22 protein-coding genes and 2 tRNA genes are annotated in these 16,743 nt (G+C 65.1%); 15 read left to right on the top strand and 9 right to left on the bottom strand.

Annotation, left to right across the window (positions count from 1 at the left end; genetic code table 11):
- The first annotated feature begins 23 nt into the window (after window positions 1-23).
- Genes ACTT2I_RS05190 through ACTT2I_RS05125 form a run of 14 tightly spaced genes read left to right on the top strand, consistent with a single transcriptional unit; the run spans window position 24 to window position 5,960 of the window.
- A complete protein-coding gene (locus ACTT2I_RS05190) occupies window positions 24-275 on the top strand; it encodes a hypothetical protein (protein ID WP_421099651.1) in 252 nt (83 codons plus the stop codon).
- Entirely contained in the window at window positions 272-508 is a 237-nt protein-coding gene (locus tag ACTT2I_RS05185) for a hypothetical protein (RefSeq protein ID WP_421099652.1), read from the top strand. The genes ACTT2I_RS05190 and ACTT2I_RS05185 overlap by 4 nt, the downstream gene beginning before the upstream one ends.
- Window positions 505-639 carry a hypothetical protein gene (locus ACTT2I_RS05180; RefSeq protein ID WP_421099653.1) on the top strand — a complete coding sequence of 45 codons (135 nt, stop codon included), beginning with the start codon at window positions 505-507 and terminating at the stop codon, window positions 637-639. The genes ACTT2I_RS05185 and ACTT2I_RS05180 overlap by 4 nt, the downstream gene beginning before the upstream one ends.
- Window positions 627-809, top strand: a complete 183-nt coding sequence (locus ACTT2I_RS05175; protein ID WP_421099654.1) for a hypothetical protein — start codon at window positions 627-629, stop codon at window positions 807-809. Before ACTT2I_RS05180 ends, ACTT2I_RS05175 begins: the two co-directional genes overlap by 13 nt.
- Window positions 802-1,341 carry a hypothetical protein gene (locus tag ACTT2I_RS05170; RefSeq protein WP_421099655.1) on the top strand — a complete coding sequence of 180 codons (540 nt, stop codon included), beginning with the start codon at window positions 802-804 and terminating at the stop codon, window positions 1,339-1,341. Before ACTT2I_RS05175 ends, ACTT2I_RS05170 begins: the two co-directional genes overlap by 8 nt.
- Window positions 1,338-1,700 (top strand): hypothetical protein, encoded by a 363-nt coding sequence (locus ACTT2I_RS05165; RefSeq protein WP_421099656.1) that lies wholly within the window; start codon window positions 1,338-1,340, stop codon window positions 1,698-1,700. Before ACTT2I_RS05170 ends, ACTT2I_RS05165 begins: the two co-directional genes overlap by 4 nt.
- Window positions 1,697-2,179 carry a hypothetical protein gene (locus tag ACTT2I_RS05160; protein ID WP_421099657.1) on the top strand — a complete coding sequence of 161 codons (483 nt, stop codon included), beginning with the start codon at window positions 1,697-1,699 and terminating at the stop codon, window positions 2,177-2,179. Before ACTT2I_RS05165 ends, ACTT2I_RS05160 begins: the two co-directional genes overlap by 4 nt.
- Window positions 2,172-2,534, top strand: coding sequence for a hypothetical protein (locus ACTT2I_RS05155; RefSeq protein ID WP_443096796.1), 363 nt, complete (start codon window positions 2,172-2,174; stop codon window positions 2,532-2,534). The genes ACTT2I_RS05160 and ACTT2I_RS05155 overlap by 8 nt, the downstream gene beginning before the upstream one ends.
- A gap of 32 nt (window positions 2,535-2,566) precedes the next feature.
- Entirely contained in the window at window positions 2,567-2,800 is a 234-nt protein-coding gene (locus ACTT2I_RS05150; RefSeq protein WP_421099659.1) for a hypothetical protein, read from the top strand.
- Window positions 2,800-3,381, top strand: a complete 582-nt coding sequence (locus tag ACTT2I_RS05145; protein ID WP_421099660.1) for a hypothetical protein — start codon at window positions 2,800-2,802, stop codon at window positions 3,379-3,381. Before ACTT2I_RS05150 ends, ACTT2I_RS05145 begins: the two co-directional genes overlap by 1 nt.
- 31 nt (window positions 3,382-3,412) lie before the next feature.
- Window positions 3,413-4,264: a DNA adenine methylase gene (locus tag ACTT2I_RS05140; RefSeq protein WP_421099661.1), complete on the top strand. Its 852-nt coding sequence runs from the start codon at window positions 3,413-3,415 to the stop codon at window positions 4,262-4,264.
- Window positions 4,265-4,289: 25 nt separating this feature from the next.
- The gene (locus tag ACTT2I_RS05135; RefSeq protein WP_421099662.1) at window positions 4,290-4,601 is read left to right on the top strand and encodes a hypothetical protein; all 312 of its coding nucleotides are present in this window, start codon (window positions 4,290-4,292) and stop codon (window positions 4,599-4,601) included.
- Window positions 4,588-4,908, top strand: coding sequence for a helix-turn-helix domain-containing protein (locus tag ACTT2I_RS05130; protein WP_088433005.1), 321 nt, complete (start codon window positions 4,588-4,590; stop codon window positions 4,906-4,908). The genes ACTT2I_RS05135 and ACTT2I_RS05130 overlap by 14 nt, the downstream gene beginning before the upstream one ends.
- A gap of 32 nt (window positions 4,909-4,940) precedes the next feature.
- Entirely contained in the window at window positions 4,941-5,960 is a 1,020-nt protein-coding gene (locus ACTT2I_RS05125) for a tyrosine-type recombinase/integrase (RefSeq protein WP_443096852.1), read from the top strand.
- Here the strand turns inward: ACTT2I_RS05125 and ACTT2I_RS05120 are convergent.
- Both ACTT2I_RS05120 and uvrB read right to left on the bottom strand, forming a co-directional pair.
- Window positions 5,911-5,985: transfer RNA gene (locus tag ACTT2I_RS05120), tRNA-Val, on the bottom strand. The two genes, ACTT2I_RS05125 and ACTT2I_RS05120, sit on opposite strands and share 50 nt — an antisense overlap.
- A 107-nt stretch (window positions 5,986-6,092) precedes the next feature.
- Window positions 6,093-8,123, bottom strand: a complete 2,031-nt coding sequence (gene uvrB / locus ACTT2I_RS05115) for an excinuclease ABC subunit UvrB (RefSeq protein ID WP_088433006.1) — start codon at window positions 8,121-8,123, stop codon at window positions 6,093-6,095.
- 152 nt (window positions 8,124-8,275) lie between these two features.
- On the opposite strand from uvrB, the gene ACTT2I_RS05110 reads away from it, so the two are divergent.
- Window positions 8,276-8,812 carry a GspH/FimT family pseudopilin gene (locus ACTT2I_RS05110; protein WP_143592080.1) on the top strand — a complete coding sequence of 179 codons (537 nt, stop codon included), beginning with the start codon at window positions 8,276-8,278 and terminating at the stop codon, window positions 8,810-8,812.
- Window positions 8,813-8,881: 69 nt separating this feature from the next.
- Here the strand turns inward: ACTT2I_RS05110 and ACTT2I_RS05105 are convergent.
- The 7 genes from ACTT2I_RS05105 to ACTT2I_RS05075 all read right to left on the bottom strand — a co-directional run bounded on the left by ACTT2I_RS05105 (window position 8,882) and on the right by ACTT2I_RS05075 (window position 16,711).
- Window positions 8,882-8,958 (bottom strand) — tRNA-Asn (locus ACTT2I_RS05105).
- A gap of 70 nt (window positions 8,959-9,028) precedes the next feature.
- Entirely contained in the window at window positions 9,029-9,445 is a 417-nt protein-coding gene (locus ACTT2I_RS05100; RefSeq protein ID WP_253247662.1) for a type IV pilin protein, read from the bottom strand.
- 23 nt (window positions 9,446-9,468) lie between these two features.
- Complete coding sequence (locus tag ACTT2I_RS05095) at window positions 9,469-14,055, bottom strand: pilus assembly protein (RefSeq protein WP_088433008.1); 4,587 nt, start codon at window positions 14,053-14,055, stop codon at window positions 9,469-9,471.
- Entirely contained in the window at window positions 14,052-14,537 is a 486-nt protein-coding gene (locus tag ACTT2I_RS05090) for a pilus assembly PilX family protein (RefSeq protein WP_088433009.1), read from the bottom strand. Before ACTT2I_RS05090 ends, ACTT2I_RS05095 begins: the two co-directional genes overlap by 4 nt.
- Window positions 14,538-14,544: 7 nt before the next feature.
- On the bottom strand, window positions 14,545-15,738 hold the full coding sequence (locus ACTT2I_RS05085) for a PilW family protein (protein WP_301178499.1): 1,194 nt from the start codon (window positions 15,736-15,738) through the stop codon (window positions 14,545-14,547).
- Entirely contained in the window at window positions 15,735-16,199 is a 465-nt protein-coding gene (gene pilV / locus ACTT2I_RS05080) for a type IV pilus modification protein PilV (RefSeq protein ID WP_293979634.1), read from the bottom strand. Before pilV ends, ACTT2I_RS05085 begins: the two co-directional genes overlap by 4 nt.
- Entirely contained in the window at window positions 16,196-16,711 is a 516-nt protein-coding gene (locus tag ACTT2I_RS05075; protein ID WP_421099664.1) for a GspH/FimT family pseudopilin, read from the bottom strand. The genes pilV and ACTT2I_RS05075 overlap by 4 nt, the downstream gene beginning before the upstream one ends.
- Window positions 16,712-16,743 lie beyond the last annotated feature (32 nt).

Genomic DNA, 16,743 nt, shown 5'->3' with positions numbered 1-16,743 from the left:
CGGGCCGGGGCACGGAGACTTCCATGGCTTCCATCACCGTCAGCGCGCGCGCCATCCCCGTCGTGGAAGCGCGCCCCAACACCGCCAGCATCGTCATCAAGGTTGGCGAAGCCACCGTCAGCCTCGCACCCGACGAGGTCGCCCAGCTCTGCCAGGACCTGTCCCGCGCCTGCCTCCGGGTGCGCCGCACGGCCAACGCCCGGCGTGGAACGGTGCCCGCCGGCCGCATCGAGATCTGCCGCGGCAACGCCGACCTGGGCGAGGTGCAGGCATGAGCGCCGTCATCCTCCAGTTCCCCACCAACACCGCCCAGCGTGCCAACGGCGCCGGCCTGGCCGTGGCGATCGCTGCCCGCCGCATGGGCTATCGCCCGCACCACATCGCCCGTGCCGCTGCCCTCGCCCGCCGCGATGTGCTGGACGGCCACAAGAGCGCTGCCCGTGCCGTCGCCGACATGACCCGCGACCTTTCCCGCGCCGCCAGCACCAACGCGCCGGGGGCCGCATGAGCGCGATCGATTTCACCTTCGGCCTGATCGTCGGCTTCGCCGCCGGCGCCATCGTGGCCACCGCCTGGCTGCAGCGCCGCCACGACGAGCACTTCGCCGCCCTGATGGAGCAGATCCGATGCGCGGGCTGATCCGTCACTGGCGTGCCGGCGGCCTGGTGCTGCTCGGTGCCCTGCTCGCGGCCGTCGCCTTCGCCATGGCCTGGCACGGCATGCAGGACACCGGCGTCTACCTGCTCATGGGCGCCCTGCTCTGCGCCACCCAAGTGCCCGACGCGTGGAGGCGCGGCCGCGATGGCTGATCCGACCGTGGCCTCCACCGTGCGCGCCATGCGCCGCGCTGGCGCCGCCGGCGAGCCAGTGGCCGCCGAGGTTGCCGCTGCCTGGGCAAAGGTCCTCATGGAGCAGCTGTATGGCACGCAGAAGCCGGTCCGCTACGAATGCCGGCTGCGCGGCAGCAGAGAGACTTGGGAAGAAGCCAAGCTCGAGGACGTGGCCAACCCGCGCCGCCGGAATCTGACCATCCGCGCGCTCTACCTGCACCCGCCGGTCGGAAGGCAGGACCACCGGTGGCCGCCCGGAAGCAACGGTGACGGCCGATGCCTGGACTGCGACGAAGTCGAATGGCTCGCAGGGCCGGACTGCCGGCCGCATGCCCCGCTCCGCGACCAACGCTCCGCCATGCCCTTCCGCATCACCTGGGTGATCGAACCGCTCGAGCAGCTCCACTACCTCGCCAAGCACCTCAATCCTCTCGCCCGCGACAAATGGCGGAAGGAAGCCACCTACCTCATCGATCGCATTAGAGACCACGAGAAAGGAAGCCAGCCATGACGACCGACAAGAGCAACGCGGCACCGGACCCGCAACCCGCAGAGCTGGCCGAGCAGCAGCGTGATGCTCGGTCGCTCGCCGAACACATCACCGACCACCTGTGCCACCACGAGTACGACATTGGCGGGCGCAGCGAGCTGCTGGCATGCATAGCGGACGCCCTCGCCGCAACTGGCAAGCAGCAGGCTGGCGAGGAAACCGGCCCCGATCCGCTGACTTTGGCTGGCCTGATTGTCTATGGAAGGGAGGCTGGGAAGCCACACCAAGGGGCTGTCCCCGGTTTTATGCGCAGCTTGATCCGGCAAATGGTCCCGCACTTGGAACGCCTTGCAGCCATGGAAAATGGAGAGAAATCATGAACGAGCGCATGCAGGTTGGCGAGGTGCAGGGGGATGCGCACGTAGTGGTGCTGCGGGAGATGCGTGCCCGCCTGACTGGTGCAGGAAGCCCTGCGCGAACTGCCGCCCTCGACGCAGCTATTGCCGCCCTCGCCGCCCGCCAGCCGGGGGCGCACCCGGTAGCAGTCCTGCGCTTCGACAGGGGAAAGCCGGGCCGTGAGAACGAAATGCCCCATGTGATTTCGTGTCAGCGCCTGCCGGATGGCGAGTATCCTGTCTACGCCGCCCCGCCCGCGCAGGGCATCGACCTGGGGCAGGTGCACGCAGCAGTGGAGTCGCTGCTGGAGTTCGCTGATCACCACGAAAGCTGCGGCGACACGGACACCTACAACAACGCGGAGTTTGAGACTTGCGGCTGCGGCTTCGATAGCGCGCGTGAGGCAATCTGGAACGCTCTCGACAGCCAGCGCGATGCAGCGCCGGGGGTGGGCAATGGCTGACCAGGTGACCACTACCGCGCTGCCGGACGCCGAGCTGCAGATCCTTCGCCACGCCCTTGGCATCGGCGACGCTGGCTGGGAGCGAAGCCATCGCAACCATTTCGTCACCGGCGAGGGCGGTGACGACCACCTGCACTGCATGGCGCTGGTCGCGCGTGGATTCATGGTCCAGCGCGCGGGCAATGCGATCACCGGCGGCGACGACCTGTTCAAGGTCACCGATGCCGGCCGCGCAGCGGTGCAGAAGCACACCCCGCCGCCGCGGAAACTGACCCGGTCGCAGCGGCGCTACCAGCAGTTCCTGCGCTACGACGGTGGCGTGACCTTCGGCGAGTATCTGCGGGGCTGGCGATGAAGGCGACCAGGACGATAACGAGGACGATTCCAATGGCTGATATCGAACAGCAGGCCCGCGAGCTGCTGGCCCTGTGCCTCGACGAACGGGGCTACCCATGCGAGGCAGAGAACGTACGCGCCGGGGAGGACCTGGAGAGCTACGAAGGGGAGCTGCAGGCGATCGCTCAGCTTCTGCGGTTCGGCCTGTGCACCGCCATTCCCACCACCCTGGCCACCGTCAAGCCGCCGCGTAACCGGCGCACCAGGCTGCGGGAGGACGTGTAATGCGAGTCCTCGTTGCTTGCGAGTACAGCGGCGCCGTCCGCGACCAATTCATCGCCGGTGGGCATGAGGCCATGAGTTGCGATCTGCTGCCCACCGACGTTCCGGGGCCGCACTACCAGGGCGACGTGCGGGAGGTCTTGGAATACCCGTGGGACCTCATGATCGCGCACCCGCCCTGCACGCATCTCTCCGTCAGCGGTGCTCGGCACTTCGAGGCCAAGCGCCTGGATGGTCGCCAGCAGTCTGCTGTGTCGTTTTTCATGATGCTGGCCAAGGCCGACATTCCGATGATCGCCATTGAGAACCCGGTTTGCATCATGTCGTCCATGTGGCGGCGACCGGATCAGACCATCCAGCCATGGCAGTTCGGGCATGGCGAGACGAAGGCTACCTGCCTGTGGCTGAAGGGCCTGCCACTTCTTCGCGCCACCAACATTGTCGATGGTCGGGAGCCACGTATTCACCGCATGGCGCCGGGGCCGGACCGCTGGAAGGAACGGAGCAAGACCTTTCCAGGGATCGCCGCGGCAATGGCCGGCCAGTGGGGCCAGATCCTCAACCTTCGACGGAACGCAGCATGACCGTCATCCCCATTCAACCGGAGCTGTTCGCATGATCACCGCACCAGCGTTCCGCTACCACGGCGGCAAGTTCCGGCTTTCGCCCTGGGTGCACCAGCACCTGCCGGCACACCGCACGTACGTCGAGCCCTTTGGCGGCGCGGCCGGCGTCTTGCTCACCAAGCCCCGCAGCTACGCGGAGGTCTACAACGACCTCGACGGAGACGTGGTCAACTTCTTCCGCGTGCTTCAGGATCCAGCGCAGCGCGATCGTCTGGCTGAAGCCTGCGCGCTGACGCCCTACGCCCGCGCCGAGTTCGAGCAGGCGTGGGCACAGACACCGGATCCAGTCGAACGGGCGCGGAGGTTGTTGATCAGGGCTCAGATGGGCTTCGGATCTGCCGGCGCCACCAAGGGGAAAACCGGATTCCGGATTGATTCACAGCGAGCCTATGGCACCGCGCAGCATCTCTGGGCGCGATTCCCCGACAGCCTGGCCGCGGTCGCCGAGCGATTCTCTGGCGTGCTGATCGAGAACCGGCCGGCGATCGAGGTCATGCGCCAGCACGACGGCGCCCAGACGCTGCACTACGTGGATCCGCCGTACGTCCACAGCACACGGGTGATGCAGGCCGGCAAAGCCGGCTACTACCGGCACGAGATGACCGAAGGCGACCACCAGGAGCTGCTGGACTGCCTCAGGAGCTTGCGTGGGATGGTCGTTGTGTCCGGATACCGGACTGACCTCTATGACGTTGCCCTTCAGGACTGGCGCCGGGTCGAAACCCGAGCGCGGATCAGCGCGGGCCGAGGCTGCACTTTGCGGACCGAATGCCTGTGGATCAGCCCGAGCGCCTCAACGTCTGGCCACCAGCAAGGCCTCGCCCTGGAGCACGTCGCGTGACCACCTTCCTTCTGGAGATCTCCCCATGACCCAGCGACACATCAGCCACCCCGAGCCGCTGCCGGCCTGCGCCGCCGGTCACAGCGCGCGCCACATCCACGACCTGCGCAGCATCGCCGCCGGCGGCGGCCACTTCGTCGAGTGCCGGTGCCGGCATACCCGGAAGCACGCCGAGCCGGACGCCGCGATCGCCGAATGGAGGCGGGTCAACCGGCCGCCGCGCGCCGCCCGCAAGACCGAGGCGCCAGCGGAAGCCGACAACGTAGTGCAGCTGCTAATGCCTCTCCGCGAGGCCGGGGCAGCCGCGGCACAAAGGAGGGCCCATGGGCGCCGCTGAGCGACTGCCTGAGCTGTTCACCGAGGAACAGGCGGCGGACTATCTGGGGGTCGCGGAGGTGACCCTACGCCGCCGCCGCGCCGCCGGCATGATTGGCTTCACCCGAATTGGCCGCCAGGCCCGCTACACCGAAACGCACCTTCTGAACTACCTGGAGCAGCAAACGTGTCAACCCGCTTCCGTCTCGGCGACTACTGGCTCGAGCAACGAAAAGGCTCAACCGTCTGGTATCGCGCGTGGCGCGACGCCTCGGGATGCAAGCAGCGCGCTTCGCTTGGCACAAGAGATCCTGACGAAGCCAAGGTAGCCCTCGCCCAGTGGTTCGTGGAAAACGCCGCCATGAAGGACCAGGCACCGTCGGACGTGCTGGTGAGCACGGTGCTCACACGCTACATGCACCAGCACGGCGACACCCTGGCCAGCAAAGACAGCGCAAGCCGGGGGGTCGACCTGTGGAACGAGTTCTTCGGCCCGGCGGCGACCGTGGCGGACGTGACGATCGCGCGCCAGGAGGACTTCATGAAGTGGCTGGCCGAGCGGGAATATTCCGACGGCTACGTGCGTCGAATGCTGGGCGTGGGGAAGTCGGCGATGAACCGTGCATGGAAGCGCGGAGAGATCAGCCAGGTGCCGTTCGTGGAACTGCCGCCGATCGGGGAGGCATACCCTCACTATGCGACGCGGGATCAGATCGTGCGCCTGCTCAACACGGAAATGCCTGACCACATCTGGGCGTACTTCCTCGTCCGGTTGTGCACGGCATGCCGCGGGGATGCCGCGCGCGACCTGCAGCGCTTCCAGATCGATGTCGAGGCACGCCTGGTGCACCTGAACCCGGCGGGACGCAGGCAGACGAAGAAGTACCGCCCGACGGTGCCGCTGCTGCCGGCGTTGGAGGCTTACCTCGCCACGGTGAAGCCCGAGGCGCACTTGGTCCACTGGCACGGCCGGCATATCAAGTCGATCAAGACCACGTGGCGGAAGCTGCGCAAGCGCGCCCTGCTGCCGGCGTGGTTCGTGCCGAAGACCGTCCGGCACACGCTGGCTACCTGGCTGCGTCAGCGCGGCGTGCCTGCTTGGGACGTGTCGGGGCTGCTCGGCCACCATGCAGGCGGCACGACAGACGGGTACGCGCATTTCGATCCGGCCTACATGGGCCCGGCACGCGCGGCGCTTACTGAAATTCTCGAGGATCTGGGGAGGGATGTTCCGAAGATTCGTGCCCTGCTTGGGGTCACTATGGGGTCACCTTGCGTGACCCCTCAAACTGCTCTTTCCACTTCAAGCCTTGGTGCATCTGGCCTGAGAGTGGTGGGCGGTACAGGGTTCGAACCTGTGACCCCTACCATGTCAAGGTAGTGCTCTACCGCTGAGCTAACCGCCCGTTTTGCTTCCCTGCCCCGCTGCGAATGCGTCGGTGCAGGCCGCGTATATTACGGACGCCCCCCGGAAAGCGCAACACTTTTGTGAAGATATTTCACGATGTGTTGTTCAGCCCAGGCTGGCCTCCTTCAGCTGCCGGATCTGGTCGCGTACGCGGGCGGCATCTTCGAACTCCAGATCACGTGCATGCTGGTACATCTGCTGCTCCAGCGCCTGCAGGCGCTTGGCGATCTGGGCCGGGTCCATCGTGCGGTAATCGGTGGACTCTTCGGCCACGCGCCCGCCCTTGCCTTTGCCCTTCCCTTTGCCGCGCGACTCTTTCTCGGCCGCTTCCGAACGCGCGCCTTCGAGCACATCGGTGATCGGGCGCAGCACCGACTTGGGCACGATGCCGTGCAGTTCGTTGTACTCGACCTGCTTGGCACGACGCCGGTCGGTTTCGTCGATCGCGGCCTGCATCGAACGGGTCATCTTGTCCGCGTACAGGATCGCCTTGCCGCGCAGGTTGCGGGCAGCGCGGCCGATGGTCTGGATCAGCGAGCCGGTCGAACGCAGGAAGCCTTCCTTGTCCGCATCGAGGATCGCCACCAGCGACACCTCCGGCATGTCCAGGCCTTCGCGCAGCAGGTTGATGCCGACCAGCACATCGAACTTGCCCAGGCGCAGATCGCGGATGATCTCCACGCGCTCCACCGTGTCGATGTCCGAATGCAGGTAACGCACGCGGATGCCGTGTTCGGTCAGGTACTCGGTGAGGTTTTCGGCCATGCGCTTGGTCAACGTGGTGACCAGCACGCGGTCGCCGAGCTTGATGCGCTCGTTGACCTCGCTCATCAGATCGTCGACCTGGGTGCCGACCGGGCGGATCTCGACCACCGGATCGATCAGGCCGGTCGGGCGCACCACCAGTTCGGTGATCTCGCCTTCGGTCTCGCGCAGCTCATACGGGCCCGGCGTGGCCGAAACATAGATGCTGCGCGGGCAACGCTCTTCCCACTCCTCAAACCGCAGCGGACGGTTGTCCAGTGCCGAGGGCAGGCGGAAGCCGAATTCGACCAGCGTTTCCTTGCGTGAGCGGTCGCCTTTGAACATCGCGCCGATCTGCGGAATGGTCACGTGCGATTCGTCGATCACCAGCAGCGCGTCCGGCGGCAGGTAATCAAACAGCGTCGGCGGCGGATCGCCGGCGTTCTTGCCGGTGAGGTGCCGCGAGTAGTTCTCGATGCCGTTGCAGTAGCCGACCTCGGCCATCATCTCCAGATCGAACTGGGTGCGCTGCGCCAGGCGCTGCGCTTCCACCAGCTTGTTCTGCTCGTACAGCTGCTCCAGGCGGACCTTCAACTCCGCCTTGATCGTGTCCACCGCCGAGAGCACGCGCTCGCGGGTGGTCGCGTAGTGGGTCTTGGGGTAGATCGTATAGCGCATCATCTTGCGCAGGCTCTCGCCGGTCAGCGGATCGAACATGCTGATCTGCTCGACCTCGCCTTCGAACAGCTCGATGCGGACCGCTTCGCTGTCCGATTCGGCCGGGAACACATCGATCACTTCACCGCGCACACGGAAGGTGCCGCGGTGCAGCTCGAACTCGTTGCGGGTGTACTGCAGCTGGGTCAGGTGCTTGATCAGCTCGCGCTGGTCGATCCGCTCGCCGGTGGAGAGGATCAGGCGCATCGACAGATAGTCTTCGGGCGCACCCAGGCCGTAGATCGCCGATACCGTCGCCACCACGATCGCGTCCGGGCGCGACAGCAGCGTCTTGGTCGCGGCCAGTCGCATCTGCTCGATATGCTCGTTGATCGAACTGTCCTTCTCGATGAAGGTGTCCGACGAGGGCACATAGGCCTCGGGCTGGTAGTAGTCGTAGTAGCTGACGAAATACTCGACCGCGTTGTGCGGAAAGAACGACTTGAACTCGCCGTACAGCTGCGCCGCCAGGGTCTTGTTCGGCGCCATCACCAGGGTCGGCTTCTGCACCTGCTGGATCACGTTGGCGATCGTGTAGGTCTTACCCGAGCCGGTGACGCCGAGCAGGGTCTGCTTGGCAATACCCGCCTCGAAGTTGGCGGTCAGTTTCTCGATGGCCGCCGGTTGGTCGCCCGCCGGCGAATACGGGGATACAAGTTGGAAACGATCGCTCATGGTGCCGCCACTGCCGGGAAGCCTTCAGTATAACGGCCGGGTTGGTGACGGCCTGTTGATGGGATTACCGACAGCAAAACGCGGCATGAACCGGCGGCGGTGGGACCTTTGGGCCGCCAGAGTGAAGGCAGCCCGCACCCCGGACCGTCACCGTGGCCCACCCCCGCTCCCTGCCCCGCCCGGCGGCCTGCGCCGGCGTCACGCTGATCCAATCAGTGATCGCAATGGCGATCCTGGCGATCCTCACCGGCATGGCGCTGCCCGCGCTGCAGCAGACCCGGGACCGGCTGCAGGCCGACAGCCTGCGCATGCAGCTGGCCTCGGCGCTGGCGACCGCGCGCAACACAGCGATCACCGAACGCCGCCGGATCGCGGTCTGCCCTACGGACGATGGCGTGACGTGCGGCCGGGACTGGAGCCGGGGCTGGATGCTCTTTGCCCCCGCAACGCCGTCCTCTGGCGAGCCTCCGCCCGCAGGCCCCCTGCTGGTGCAGCAGCACGCCCGCTCCAGGCTGAGCGCCTGGGGCAGCCAGGCCAAGCCCCGCATCCAGTTCCGGCCGGATGGGCGGCTCAATGGCAGCAACCAGTCGGTCACCTTCTGCCTGGACGGCGCCTCCCAGGGCAAGGTGGTAGTCAGCCTTTCAGGCCGCATCCGCAGCGAGCGTCCGCGCCGTCCCGTGGCCTGCTGAGGCGGTCATCGCCCGTGGGGCGGAAACGCAAAAAACAAAAGCCGCGATTGCTCGCGGCTTCTGCAGATCTGGCGCCCGAAGTTGGACTCGAACCAACGACCCCCTGATTAACAGTCAAGTGCTCTAACCGGCTGAGCTATTCGGGCGGGGTGCGCATTCTAGCCAGCATCGGCAGGGGGATGCAAGCGCTCCGGCACAACCGGCGGCGAGGCAACGTTACCAGCAGCCAGAGACGGTCTTCTCGGTGGGCTTCTTGCGCCCCGCCTGATCCAGTGCCAACGTGCCGCACGTGTCCTTGGCCTGGCTTCCGCCGGCCACCGGGACGGCCTGGATGCCGAACGTGCTCGCCGTGGGATCCTTGTCGAAAGACAGGGTGTAATGCGCGGTGCCTTCGCGCGGCGACTGGGTGAACTGCAGTTTGGCGGTGGCGTACGTGTTCTGGACCGTGTGGTAACGCTCCAGGTTCTGGGCCAGCTCCACCAGATCGGCCTTGGCCTGGGCGCGCCGGGATTTCCGCACTGAGTCCTGATAGGCCGGCATGGCAATGGTGGCGAGGATGGCCACAACGGCCACCGTGATCATCAGCTCGATCAGGGTGAAACCGGCGACACGGCGGCGGAAGGCGGTCTGCATGGAGGCTCTCATCATGAAGGTCATCAGCGCACCTGTCGCCAGGACTGGCGTCCGCAGGGACGCGGCATGTACAGCGGGTCGGCACTGCCCGTGCGCAGCACATAGGTACAGATGTCGTTCTTCAGCTGCTCGTCCAACGTGCAGTCCTTCTCGCCGGCCTTGCAGATGTTGCTCTTGTTATCAGGAACACCGATGAAGTTGTCCGTCATCGGCGGCCCGGTGAGTTCCTTGCCGCCACTGGTCAGCTTGGCGCCGGCGCAGTTACCCGTGCAGAGCGGATCGCCGCCTGGCGTGTCACTCAGCCCACCCAGGGCGCCGGCGCCCGTCAGCAGTTCCACTGAATAACGCCAGTTGATGCCGCCACCGCCGCCGCAGACTGCCTGGCCGGGTACATACGTGTTGAAGATCACCGAACCGCTCTGGACGCGTGGGTTGCCGATGAATCGCTCTCCATCCACTACGCCTCCGACGGTCAGGTCGATATACCAGCCGCGCTTGCTCACGTAGCTGACCGCGTTGCCACTGACATAGCGATAGCCATCATTTGCCTCGGAGATCTGCTGGCCGACCAGATCGCCCCGCCCCCCCACGGTGGTGGCGAGGTTGTCCCAGACGCTGTAAATCGACTGGATCGGAGAACTCGAACTGACGGCATTGTCGTCGCTGGCGAAGTACTGGCCTGTACCGAACACGATGTTGAAGCCGCGACCGGTCGCCCGGGTCACCTCGAAGCCGCCGGTGATCGGCTGGGTCACGCCGTTGCGGGTGGCAGTGAACAACGGCGCGCCACCATAGGCGACGGCCCACCTGGCCGGATCTGGATCGCGCAGATCGAATTTCCAGAGATTGCCCTGCATGTCGCCGCCATAGACCGTATCGACAATGCGGCTGCTGTTGTCTGCCGCCACGGCAGCGATGTTCATCAAGCCATTGCGCAAGGCGTAGCCACCACCACTGGGAGAAAGCCGACTGATCACCTCACCGGTCTGGATGTCCACCACGAACAGGACCGGCTTGCCACTGGAGGCATTGATGCCGTTGCCAAAGAGCGCCACGAAGCGCGGTGCGGTATTCGCATCGCCACCACTGACCGGCACGATCACCGGCTTGCCCAGTGCAAAGCCCATGTCCGAATCGGTCTTGCCGGAGATCTCCCACAGCACGTCATCCTTGGTGAAGCCGGTCGGGTTGCTCACGTTCAAGGCGAACATCGAGCCATTGCCTGCGGCGACCGCATTCGGGGCGCGATTGGCACCACCTGCGCCAGTCGAGCCCACCAGCACGGTGTGCCAGGCATCACCGTAGTAGACATCCGAAGAGGTCAGTGGGCCATCGACGTAGTATCGATGCGCGTAGCTGGGATTGGCCAGTTCAGCCATGTGCTGCAGCGAGGAGGACGGAATGAACGCCATCACCTCGCTGCCCGCTGCGGCCCCTGTGGACGCATCGAAGCCGTGCAGCATGCCGTCGTTGGCACCGACATACAGCATCGTCGGTGGGCCACCACTGGCCTTCTTGGCGGCGAGATAGGCGGTGTATCGGCTGCCGAGCGTCGCTTTCCATTCAGGCGACGTGGTCCAGGAGCCGTACCCGAAATTGTTGGCCGTGGACACGATCTCGGTGGTGGAATTGACGATGTCGCCGAGAATCGCCCCTCGCGACCGGAAGCCACTGACCGCCGCACCCTTCAGATAGTTCACCAGATCAGCCACGGTATGCGAGCCGAACCAGTTGGGTACCGAACTGCTGAAGCCCATGTTGCCCAGCTGGGCGGCGCGATCCGCCCCGGGGATGTTGTTGGCCTCGAACGGCGCGGCCGCCACCGGCACCAGCTGACCACGGGCATTGACGGCAGTCGGTGCGGTGGCCATGACGATGTTGCGACCGCTGGAGCTCATCTTGGTCGATGCGCGCCACAGCACCTTGTCGTCGCCACCGAGATTGTTCAGCTGGGTGGCGACGACGTCGCCGGTCCAGTCGTTCGTGCCCGAGGGTACCTTGTAGCTGGCCGATACCGTGAACGACCCCGCGCTGATGCGGGCGCCGGAACCGCCGCCTCCCACGGGCGCATCGCCTTCGGCCGCACTCTCGAAGATGGCCTCCAAGGCCGCCTTCAGCTTGGCCGGGTTGCGCGCCAGGAAGTAGTTGTCCGGCACGCCGGCTTCCTTGGTGTCCCACTTTCCACTGGGCACACCGTATTTGGCGGCGTACCAGAGCGGACTTTCCAGCTGGTTGGCTTGGGACCCACTGAGCTTGTAACGGACCACGGACGGCGTTGCCCATTCCCCAGGCGGATTCGCCTGGCTGGAGAGTATGGAGCCGTTCTTGTTGCCGGGACGCAGCAGCAGGCGCTGCACGTTGCTGGCAGCATTGGAACCGACGATGGTGTAGCCGGTCAGCATCGCGTTGCCGGCGTACGCCGACAGGTTCTCCAGGCGGACCAGCACTTCATCGGGACCGATGGTGGCGTTCAACAGCTGGTTCTTGCACACCGCATTGTCAGTGGAACGCCAGCACATATCGGCAATGCCGGCCTTGTCCTCGCAGGCACGGCCGACGCAGTAACTCATCATGGTCACGACATCATTGTCATGATCGTTGCCCCACAGCGAATCTTCCCAGACCAGCGAGAAACTGCCGGACTGGCCGTCGGCACGGTAGGGACGACCATACACATGCTTGGGCGCGACGGTCGCCTGCTTGGTGCCAATACCAACCGCACCAAGGAAGCAGCTGCGCCACCCCGTAGAGTTAGCCTTTGCCCCCTCGGCATTGTTCGCCTGGCAAAGTGGCGACAGCGAAATGGTGCCGCCGGCCACGCTGATGTCGAATCGGGGAAGATTCTCGGCCATGGCGACGGTATAGGTGGTCGCGGTGACCTTGTAATCCAACGGCTTGCCCTTCAAGCCCGGGCGCAGATCCGTCTCCGCGGCGGCCTTGGCCAGGCCCGCCATCAGATAGCTGCCCTCGGTGGACGGGATGTCCGGGCAGATGCCACGGACCAGGCTCAGCTTGTTGACGGTCAGCGCCTGGCAGATGTCTTCATGGGTATTGATCGAGGCATAGCGCTGCGTCTCGCCGGTGCGGCCCGCCATGTAGCTCTTGCCGTGGATGCCTTCCGCTGCACCAAGGGCATCGGTTGCCGACACCGCCGATGCGAGACTGCCCACCGAGCCGATGTTGTCGCTGTCGAACGACGGCAGGCCGGAGGACATCACCAGAATATTGCAGGTGGCGCAGTAGGAATTGCCACCTTCAGCCGGATCACGATACGGATCTTTCCAGGTGACGCCGGTCGGCAGTCCCGGCAGATCGCCGAGATCGCTGTAGACCTTGGCCTCCGCACCCACATAGCGCAACGCCTCGGCGTACATCTCCGCCAGCGGGTTACCCCAGGCACTGCACTTCTTGGCCTTGTCGCCCGACGCACCAGGATCCAGCAGATTGCCGCGGTCGCCGAAGCCCTGCCGGTTGAGAATGCTGTAGTCGTTGCAGTCGTTCCAGTTGTTGCTCCAGTTCCACTGGTCAATGCGGAAGTTGGAGATCGTGTTGATGATCCCTTCCGTGCCGCTGTCCTTCTTCAGGCACAGCTGCCCGGTGGCGAGATTGATCTCGTCGCCGGTGTCGCAGAGCTTGCTGCCGTTGCCGGCGATCTTGCCGATGTTCTTGCGCAGCACACCGCCGTCCCGGGGGCTGGAATACGTGCCCGTGACCAGACCGAAACGCAGGCGGCCGCTTTCGCCGTAGGTCTGCAGCAGGCCACTGGGTTTGTAATGATCGGTGGTGCCATCGTTGTACTTGCGGCAGAAGCTCTCGCGGTGCGCATCCTTGGCGGGATCACATACTTCCACGCGTACGGTGTAGTCGGTTGGCTTTGCCTTGGGCGAATCGGCCGCCTCTTCCCCACCGCGGTTGAAACCACACTGGTATGAGGCGGTGGAAGCCCACTCTGTAAAGACGCCGGCAGCTACACGCATGAGCGGCAGGCCACCCGCAGCGATGGTGGCGTTGCAGAACGAGACCTGTCCACTGAGTGGCGTGAACTTGCTGATGTCATCGCCGGTGTAGACCTTGACCCACGCGTGCAGATCGTTGGGGATCTGAGCGCGCTCGATCACCGTCTTGTTGGCATCGTCCGTCGAACGCTGGCCGCCGTAAAGCACGTAGCGCATCACGTCCAGACGGCTCATCGTCACCCAGTTGAGGAAGTTCCCCGACCATGCACCACTGCACTCGTGCCTTTTGACGCCAGTCGCTTCCCCCGACGCTTTGAATACGCCGCTGGCGTAGGCGTAGCAGAGGTTCGAATCGAAATAGCCCGAGTACGAGAAATTGTTCTGGTACGTCGTATCGATGATCTTGTCGCCGTCCAGATCGCTGTAATCGCTGTAGGCCTTGTTGAACAGCTGCTCATCGCGCGACATCACCATCATCATCAGCGGCGGCTGACTCTGCTTGGTGTACAGCGGTTCCTGGGCGAGATCGTAGTCGCCGAGCGCGGCACGCAGGGGCACCACGCGGCTGAGCAGGAAGCCCAGCACAAGGACACCGAAACCGATACGCAGCCAGGTGACGGCGCGCTTGCTGAGGTGGAAGCGATCAGAGGTCATGGGATGTAGATCGTGTCGACGACCGCACTGGCCGAGGGGTTGTTCGGGTCATCACTGGCCAGGGCCGTGATCTGGTAGATATTGCCGGTGTCTTCGTTCTCGGGCTGGCCCTCGACGACACTGCCACCGGCCGTGAAGCACTTGTCCATCCGCCGTGTATAGGTCGCCTTCGCCGCGCTCGTCCCGTCGGCCCAGGTCAGCGGATCGAAAATCGGGCTGCACTCTTCCTGGTTGGCGCTGTAGGTCTTGCCCCCGGCCAGCGTTGCCGCGATCGTGCTCTCCGTCGAGCGCGCATCCGCCTCGGCATTCTGGAAGGCCAGGTTGGTGCGCAGGTAGTTGGCGGCCATGCGCTCCTGCATGCCGGTCACCTGCATGCCGGCCACGCCCAGCAGGGCGAGCAGGATCAGGATGATCAGGGCGACATACAGCACGGCCCCGTGCTGGCGGCGAGGTGCAGTGAAGGGTTTACGACGCATGGCCATGAGCACCTCAGTTGCCGTAGAGGCGGTTACGCACCGCGATCGTGGTCTGGTAGACCGTGCGGAACCGGCCGTCCTTCGGCGCGGTGAAGGTCACGCCCAAGGCGGTCAGTGCGGCAGCGTCATTGGCCTGCGCTGCCGCGGACGGATCAGGGCTTTCCAGCACCAGCCCCAACTGCACCGCGCCGACCCGTCGCCATGCCGCATCGGCAGGGCTGAGTGACGCTTCCACGTCCGCGGCGGTGCCCTGACGGTCGATGAACCCACTGGGCGCGCCGGTCGCGCTCAATTTGTGATCCTGGCCGTACAGCAGTTGCATGTTGCGCACACCCTCGACGAGGGCTTCAGGGGCGCTGGCAGTCAGCGCACCACCCGGGGCTGCATCGAAACGCACCCGATACAGCGAACTCTGCTTGTTCGCCGCGTCGTATCCGATGTAATAGACCACGCTCTCGGCGCGGTAGAGCACCGACTGGCCGGCGGTATACAGGGTGGCGAAGCTGGTGCTGTTGTTCGGCGCCGTGTCGAAACGCACCGTACCGGCGGTACTGCTGACGGCACTGGCCTGGAAGACCGTGGCCGAGACGCAGTCGGCCACGCCGAACAGGCCGGGCGTGGGCACTCCGCTCTGCAGCACCGCCCAGCGGCTGGTATCGAAGGAGAAGGTGGGCTTGTCATCCGTGCCGCCGATGCTGGTCACCGGCACACCATCGGGCACGAGGAAGCGCAATGCGACGATGTCGCTGCCATCAACACGATTGGTCAGCGCGGACGCATACTCAGTCGGCAATGCCGGGGTGTACTCCAGCCCACCCGTCGCCGGCGTGGCACTCAGCGTCAACGGGTCTCCGGGCTTGGTATCTTCCGCCTCGTACCCCTGGATCGACTGCATGAAGTCCAGCGCGGGGTGGGCACCGGCAGTGAACGTGGTATGCAGCGAACCAGGACTCTTGATGTTGTGGCTCTGATCGTTCACGCACCCGAAGTGACCGGCCATGCGCAGATCGCGCTGCAGGAAATCCATGGCGAAGCGCCCGTTTTCCTGCACGCGGGCCAGGCCTTCAGACAGGCGCGAGGCGGTGCGGGACGCGGCGAACACCTGCATCAAGCCCAGCAGCAGGACCAGACCGATGACCATGGCGATCATCAATTCGATCAGCGACAGACCCGCGCTGGTGCGATGGACAGCAGGGGCGCGCCTCACAGGCGGGTCCTCGCCGAGAAGGTGGTATCGGCGGTGTCCAGCCAGCGCTCATCGCCCCAGCTCACATTGACCGTGATCGCATCACCGTCGCGGGTGACACTGGCGCTGGCCTCATCGCCCAGCGCCTTGCCCAACCGGCAACGCCAGTCCGTCATGTACGTATCCTTGGTGATGTCCGCCCCGGTGGGCGAAACGCAATCGGCAGCCTTGGTCGTCGCCGTATAGGTGCCGACATACGTCCCGGCGTTGAGGCGATTGATCCGGATCTGGTCCAGCAGCTCGTAGCTGAGATTGGTCGCCTGGGTGCGGAAATTCGCGCTCTGCACGAACCGCACGTTCATCGTCTGCAGCAACGCGAAACCAAGCAGGCCGATGCTCATCACCACGATGGCGATCAGTACCTCGATCATGGTGAAGCCGCCCTGCCGTGCGCGCCGCGCGCCAAGATGTCGTGCCGTCACTTGCAACTCTCCCGTTCCACACGTACCTGCCCGACCGCCGACAGCCGTAGCGTGCGCTGCAGGGCCTGGTCGCCGCATTCATCAGGCTTGATGGTGATGTCCAGCGCCGCAGCGGCGCGGTTGCGACCGCGGCCATCAAAGGCCACGATCAGGTTGTCGTTGCTGCCCAGCATCTTGGTCGAGCCGGCCGAGTACCGCAGCACCGGTTCGCCCGCATCGAAGCTGCCACTGCCGTCGGCATCGGACCAGACCATCCAGCCGTCGCCCCAGCTGTCGCCATTGCACTCGGTGCCTTCGGTGGAAGCGCACACGCCGGCGCCATGGGTGTTCTTCAGCGCTTCGCTGCGCGCCAGCGCCAGTGACGCCACCAGCTCGTTGGTGGTGGTGGCCGCACGGTTCGAGCGCAGGACGCCCTGGAAACTCGGAAACGCAATCACTGCCAGGATGGCGAGCACCGCGACGGTGACCATCAACTCGATCAGTGTGAAGCCGTTGGACCGGCGCAATGACATGAAACGCTCCCCAGCGTTGATGACACAGAAGA

The sequence above is a fragment of the Stenotrophomonas sp. PUT21 genome, assembly GCF_052232875.1.
Classification (GTDB): Bacteria; Pseudomonadota; Gammaproteobacteria; order Xanthomonadales; family Xanthomonadaceae; genus Stenotrophomonas; species Stenotrophomonas maltophilia_N.
Note: the sequence above shows the minus strand (reverse complement) of the source record. Positions and strands in the feature narration are given on the sequence as shown.

Coding starts and splice junctions, on each gene's coding strand:
- ACTT2I_RS05145 (WP_421099660.1), top strand. CDS start 2,800: ATGCGAGTCCTCGTTGCTTGCGAGTACAGCGGCGCCGTCCGCGACCAA.
- ACTT2I_RS05075 (WP_421099664.1), bottom strand. CDS start 16,711: ATGTCATTGCGCCGGTCCAACGGCTTCACACTGATCGAGTTGATGGTC.
- ACTT2I_RS05125 (WP_443096852.1), top strand. CDS start 4,941: ATGAAGGACCAGGCACCGTCGGACGTGCTGGTGAGCACGGTGCTCACA.
- ACTT2I_RS05155 (WP_443096796.1), top strand. CDS start 2,172: ATGGCTGACCAGGTGACCACTACCGCGCTGCCGGACGCCGAGCTGCAG.
- ACTT2I_RS05185 (WP_421099652.1), top strand. CDS start 272: ATGAGCGCCGTCATCCTCCAGTTCCCCACCAACACCGCCCAGCGTGCC.
- ACTT2I_RS05100 (WP_253247662.1), bottom strand. CDS start 9,445: ATGCAGACCGCCTTCCGCCGCCGTGTCGCCGGTTTCACCCTGATCGAG.
- ACTT2I_RS05095 (WP_088433008.1), bottom strand. CDS start 14,055: ATGACCTCTGATCGCTTCCACCTCAGCAAGCGCGCCGTCACCTGGCTG.
- ACTT2I_RS05160 (WP_421099657.1), top strand. CDS start 1,697: ATGAACGAGCGCATGCAGGTTGGCGAGGTGCAGGGGGATGCGCACGTA.
- ACTT2I_RS05130 (WP_088433005.1), top strand. CDS start 4,588: ATGGGCGCCGCTGAGCGACTGCCTGAGCTGTTCACCGAGGAACAGGCG.
- ACTT2I_RS05165 (WP_421099656.1), top strand. CDS start 1,338: ATGACGACCGACAAGAGCAACGCGGCACCGGACCCGCAACCCGCAGAG.
- ACTT2I_RS05180 (WP_421099653.1), top strand. CDS start 505: ATGAGCGCGATCGATTTCACCTTCGGCCTGATCGTCGGCTTCGCCGCC.
- ACTT2I_RS05175 (WP_421099654.1), top strand. CDS start 627: ATGCGCGGGCTGATCCGTCACTGGCGTGCCGGCGGCCTGGTGCTGCTC.
- ACTT2I_RS05090 (WP_088433009.1), bottom strand. CDS start 14,537: ATGGCCATGCGTCGTAAACCCTTCACTGCACCTCGCCGCCAGCACGGG.
- ACTT2I_RS05150 (WP_421099659.1), top strand. CDS start 2,567: ATGGCTGATATCGAACAGCAGGCCCGCGAGCTGCTGGCCCTGTGCCTC.
- ACTT2I_RS05135 (WP_421099662.1), top strand. CDS start 4,290: ATGACCCAGCGACACATCAGCCACCCCGAGCCGCTGCCGGCCTGCGCC.
- ACTT2I_RS05190 (WP_421099651.1), top strand. CDS start 24: ATGGCTTCCATCACCGTCAGCGCGCGCGCCATCCCCGTCGTGGAAGCG.
- ACTT2I_RS05170 (WP_421099655.1), top strand. CDS start 802: ATGGCTGATCCGACCGTGGCCTCCACCGTGCGCGCCATGCGCCGCGCT.
- uvrB (WP_088433006.1), bottom strand. CDS start 8,123: ATGAGCGATCGTTTCCAACTTGTATCCCCGTATTCGCCGGCGGGCGAC.
- ACTT2I_RS05140 (WP_421099661.1), top strand. CDS start 3,413: ATGATCACCGCACCAGCGTTCCGCTACCACGGCGGCAAGTTCCGGCTT.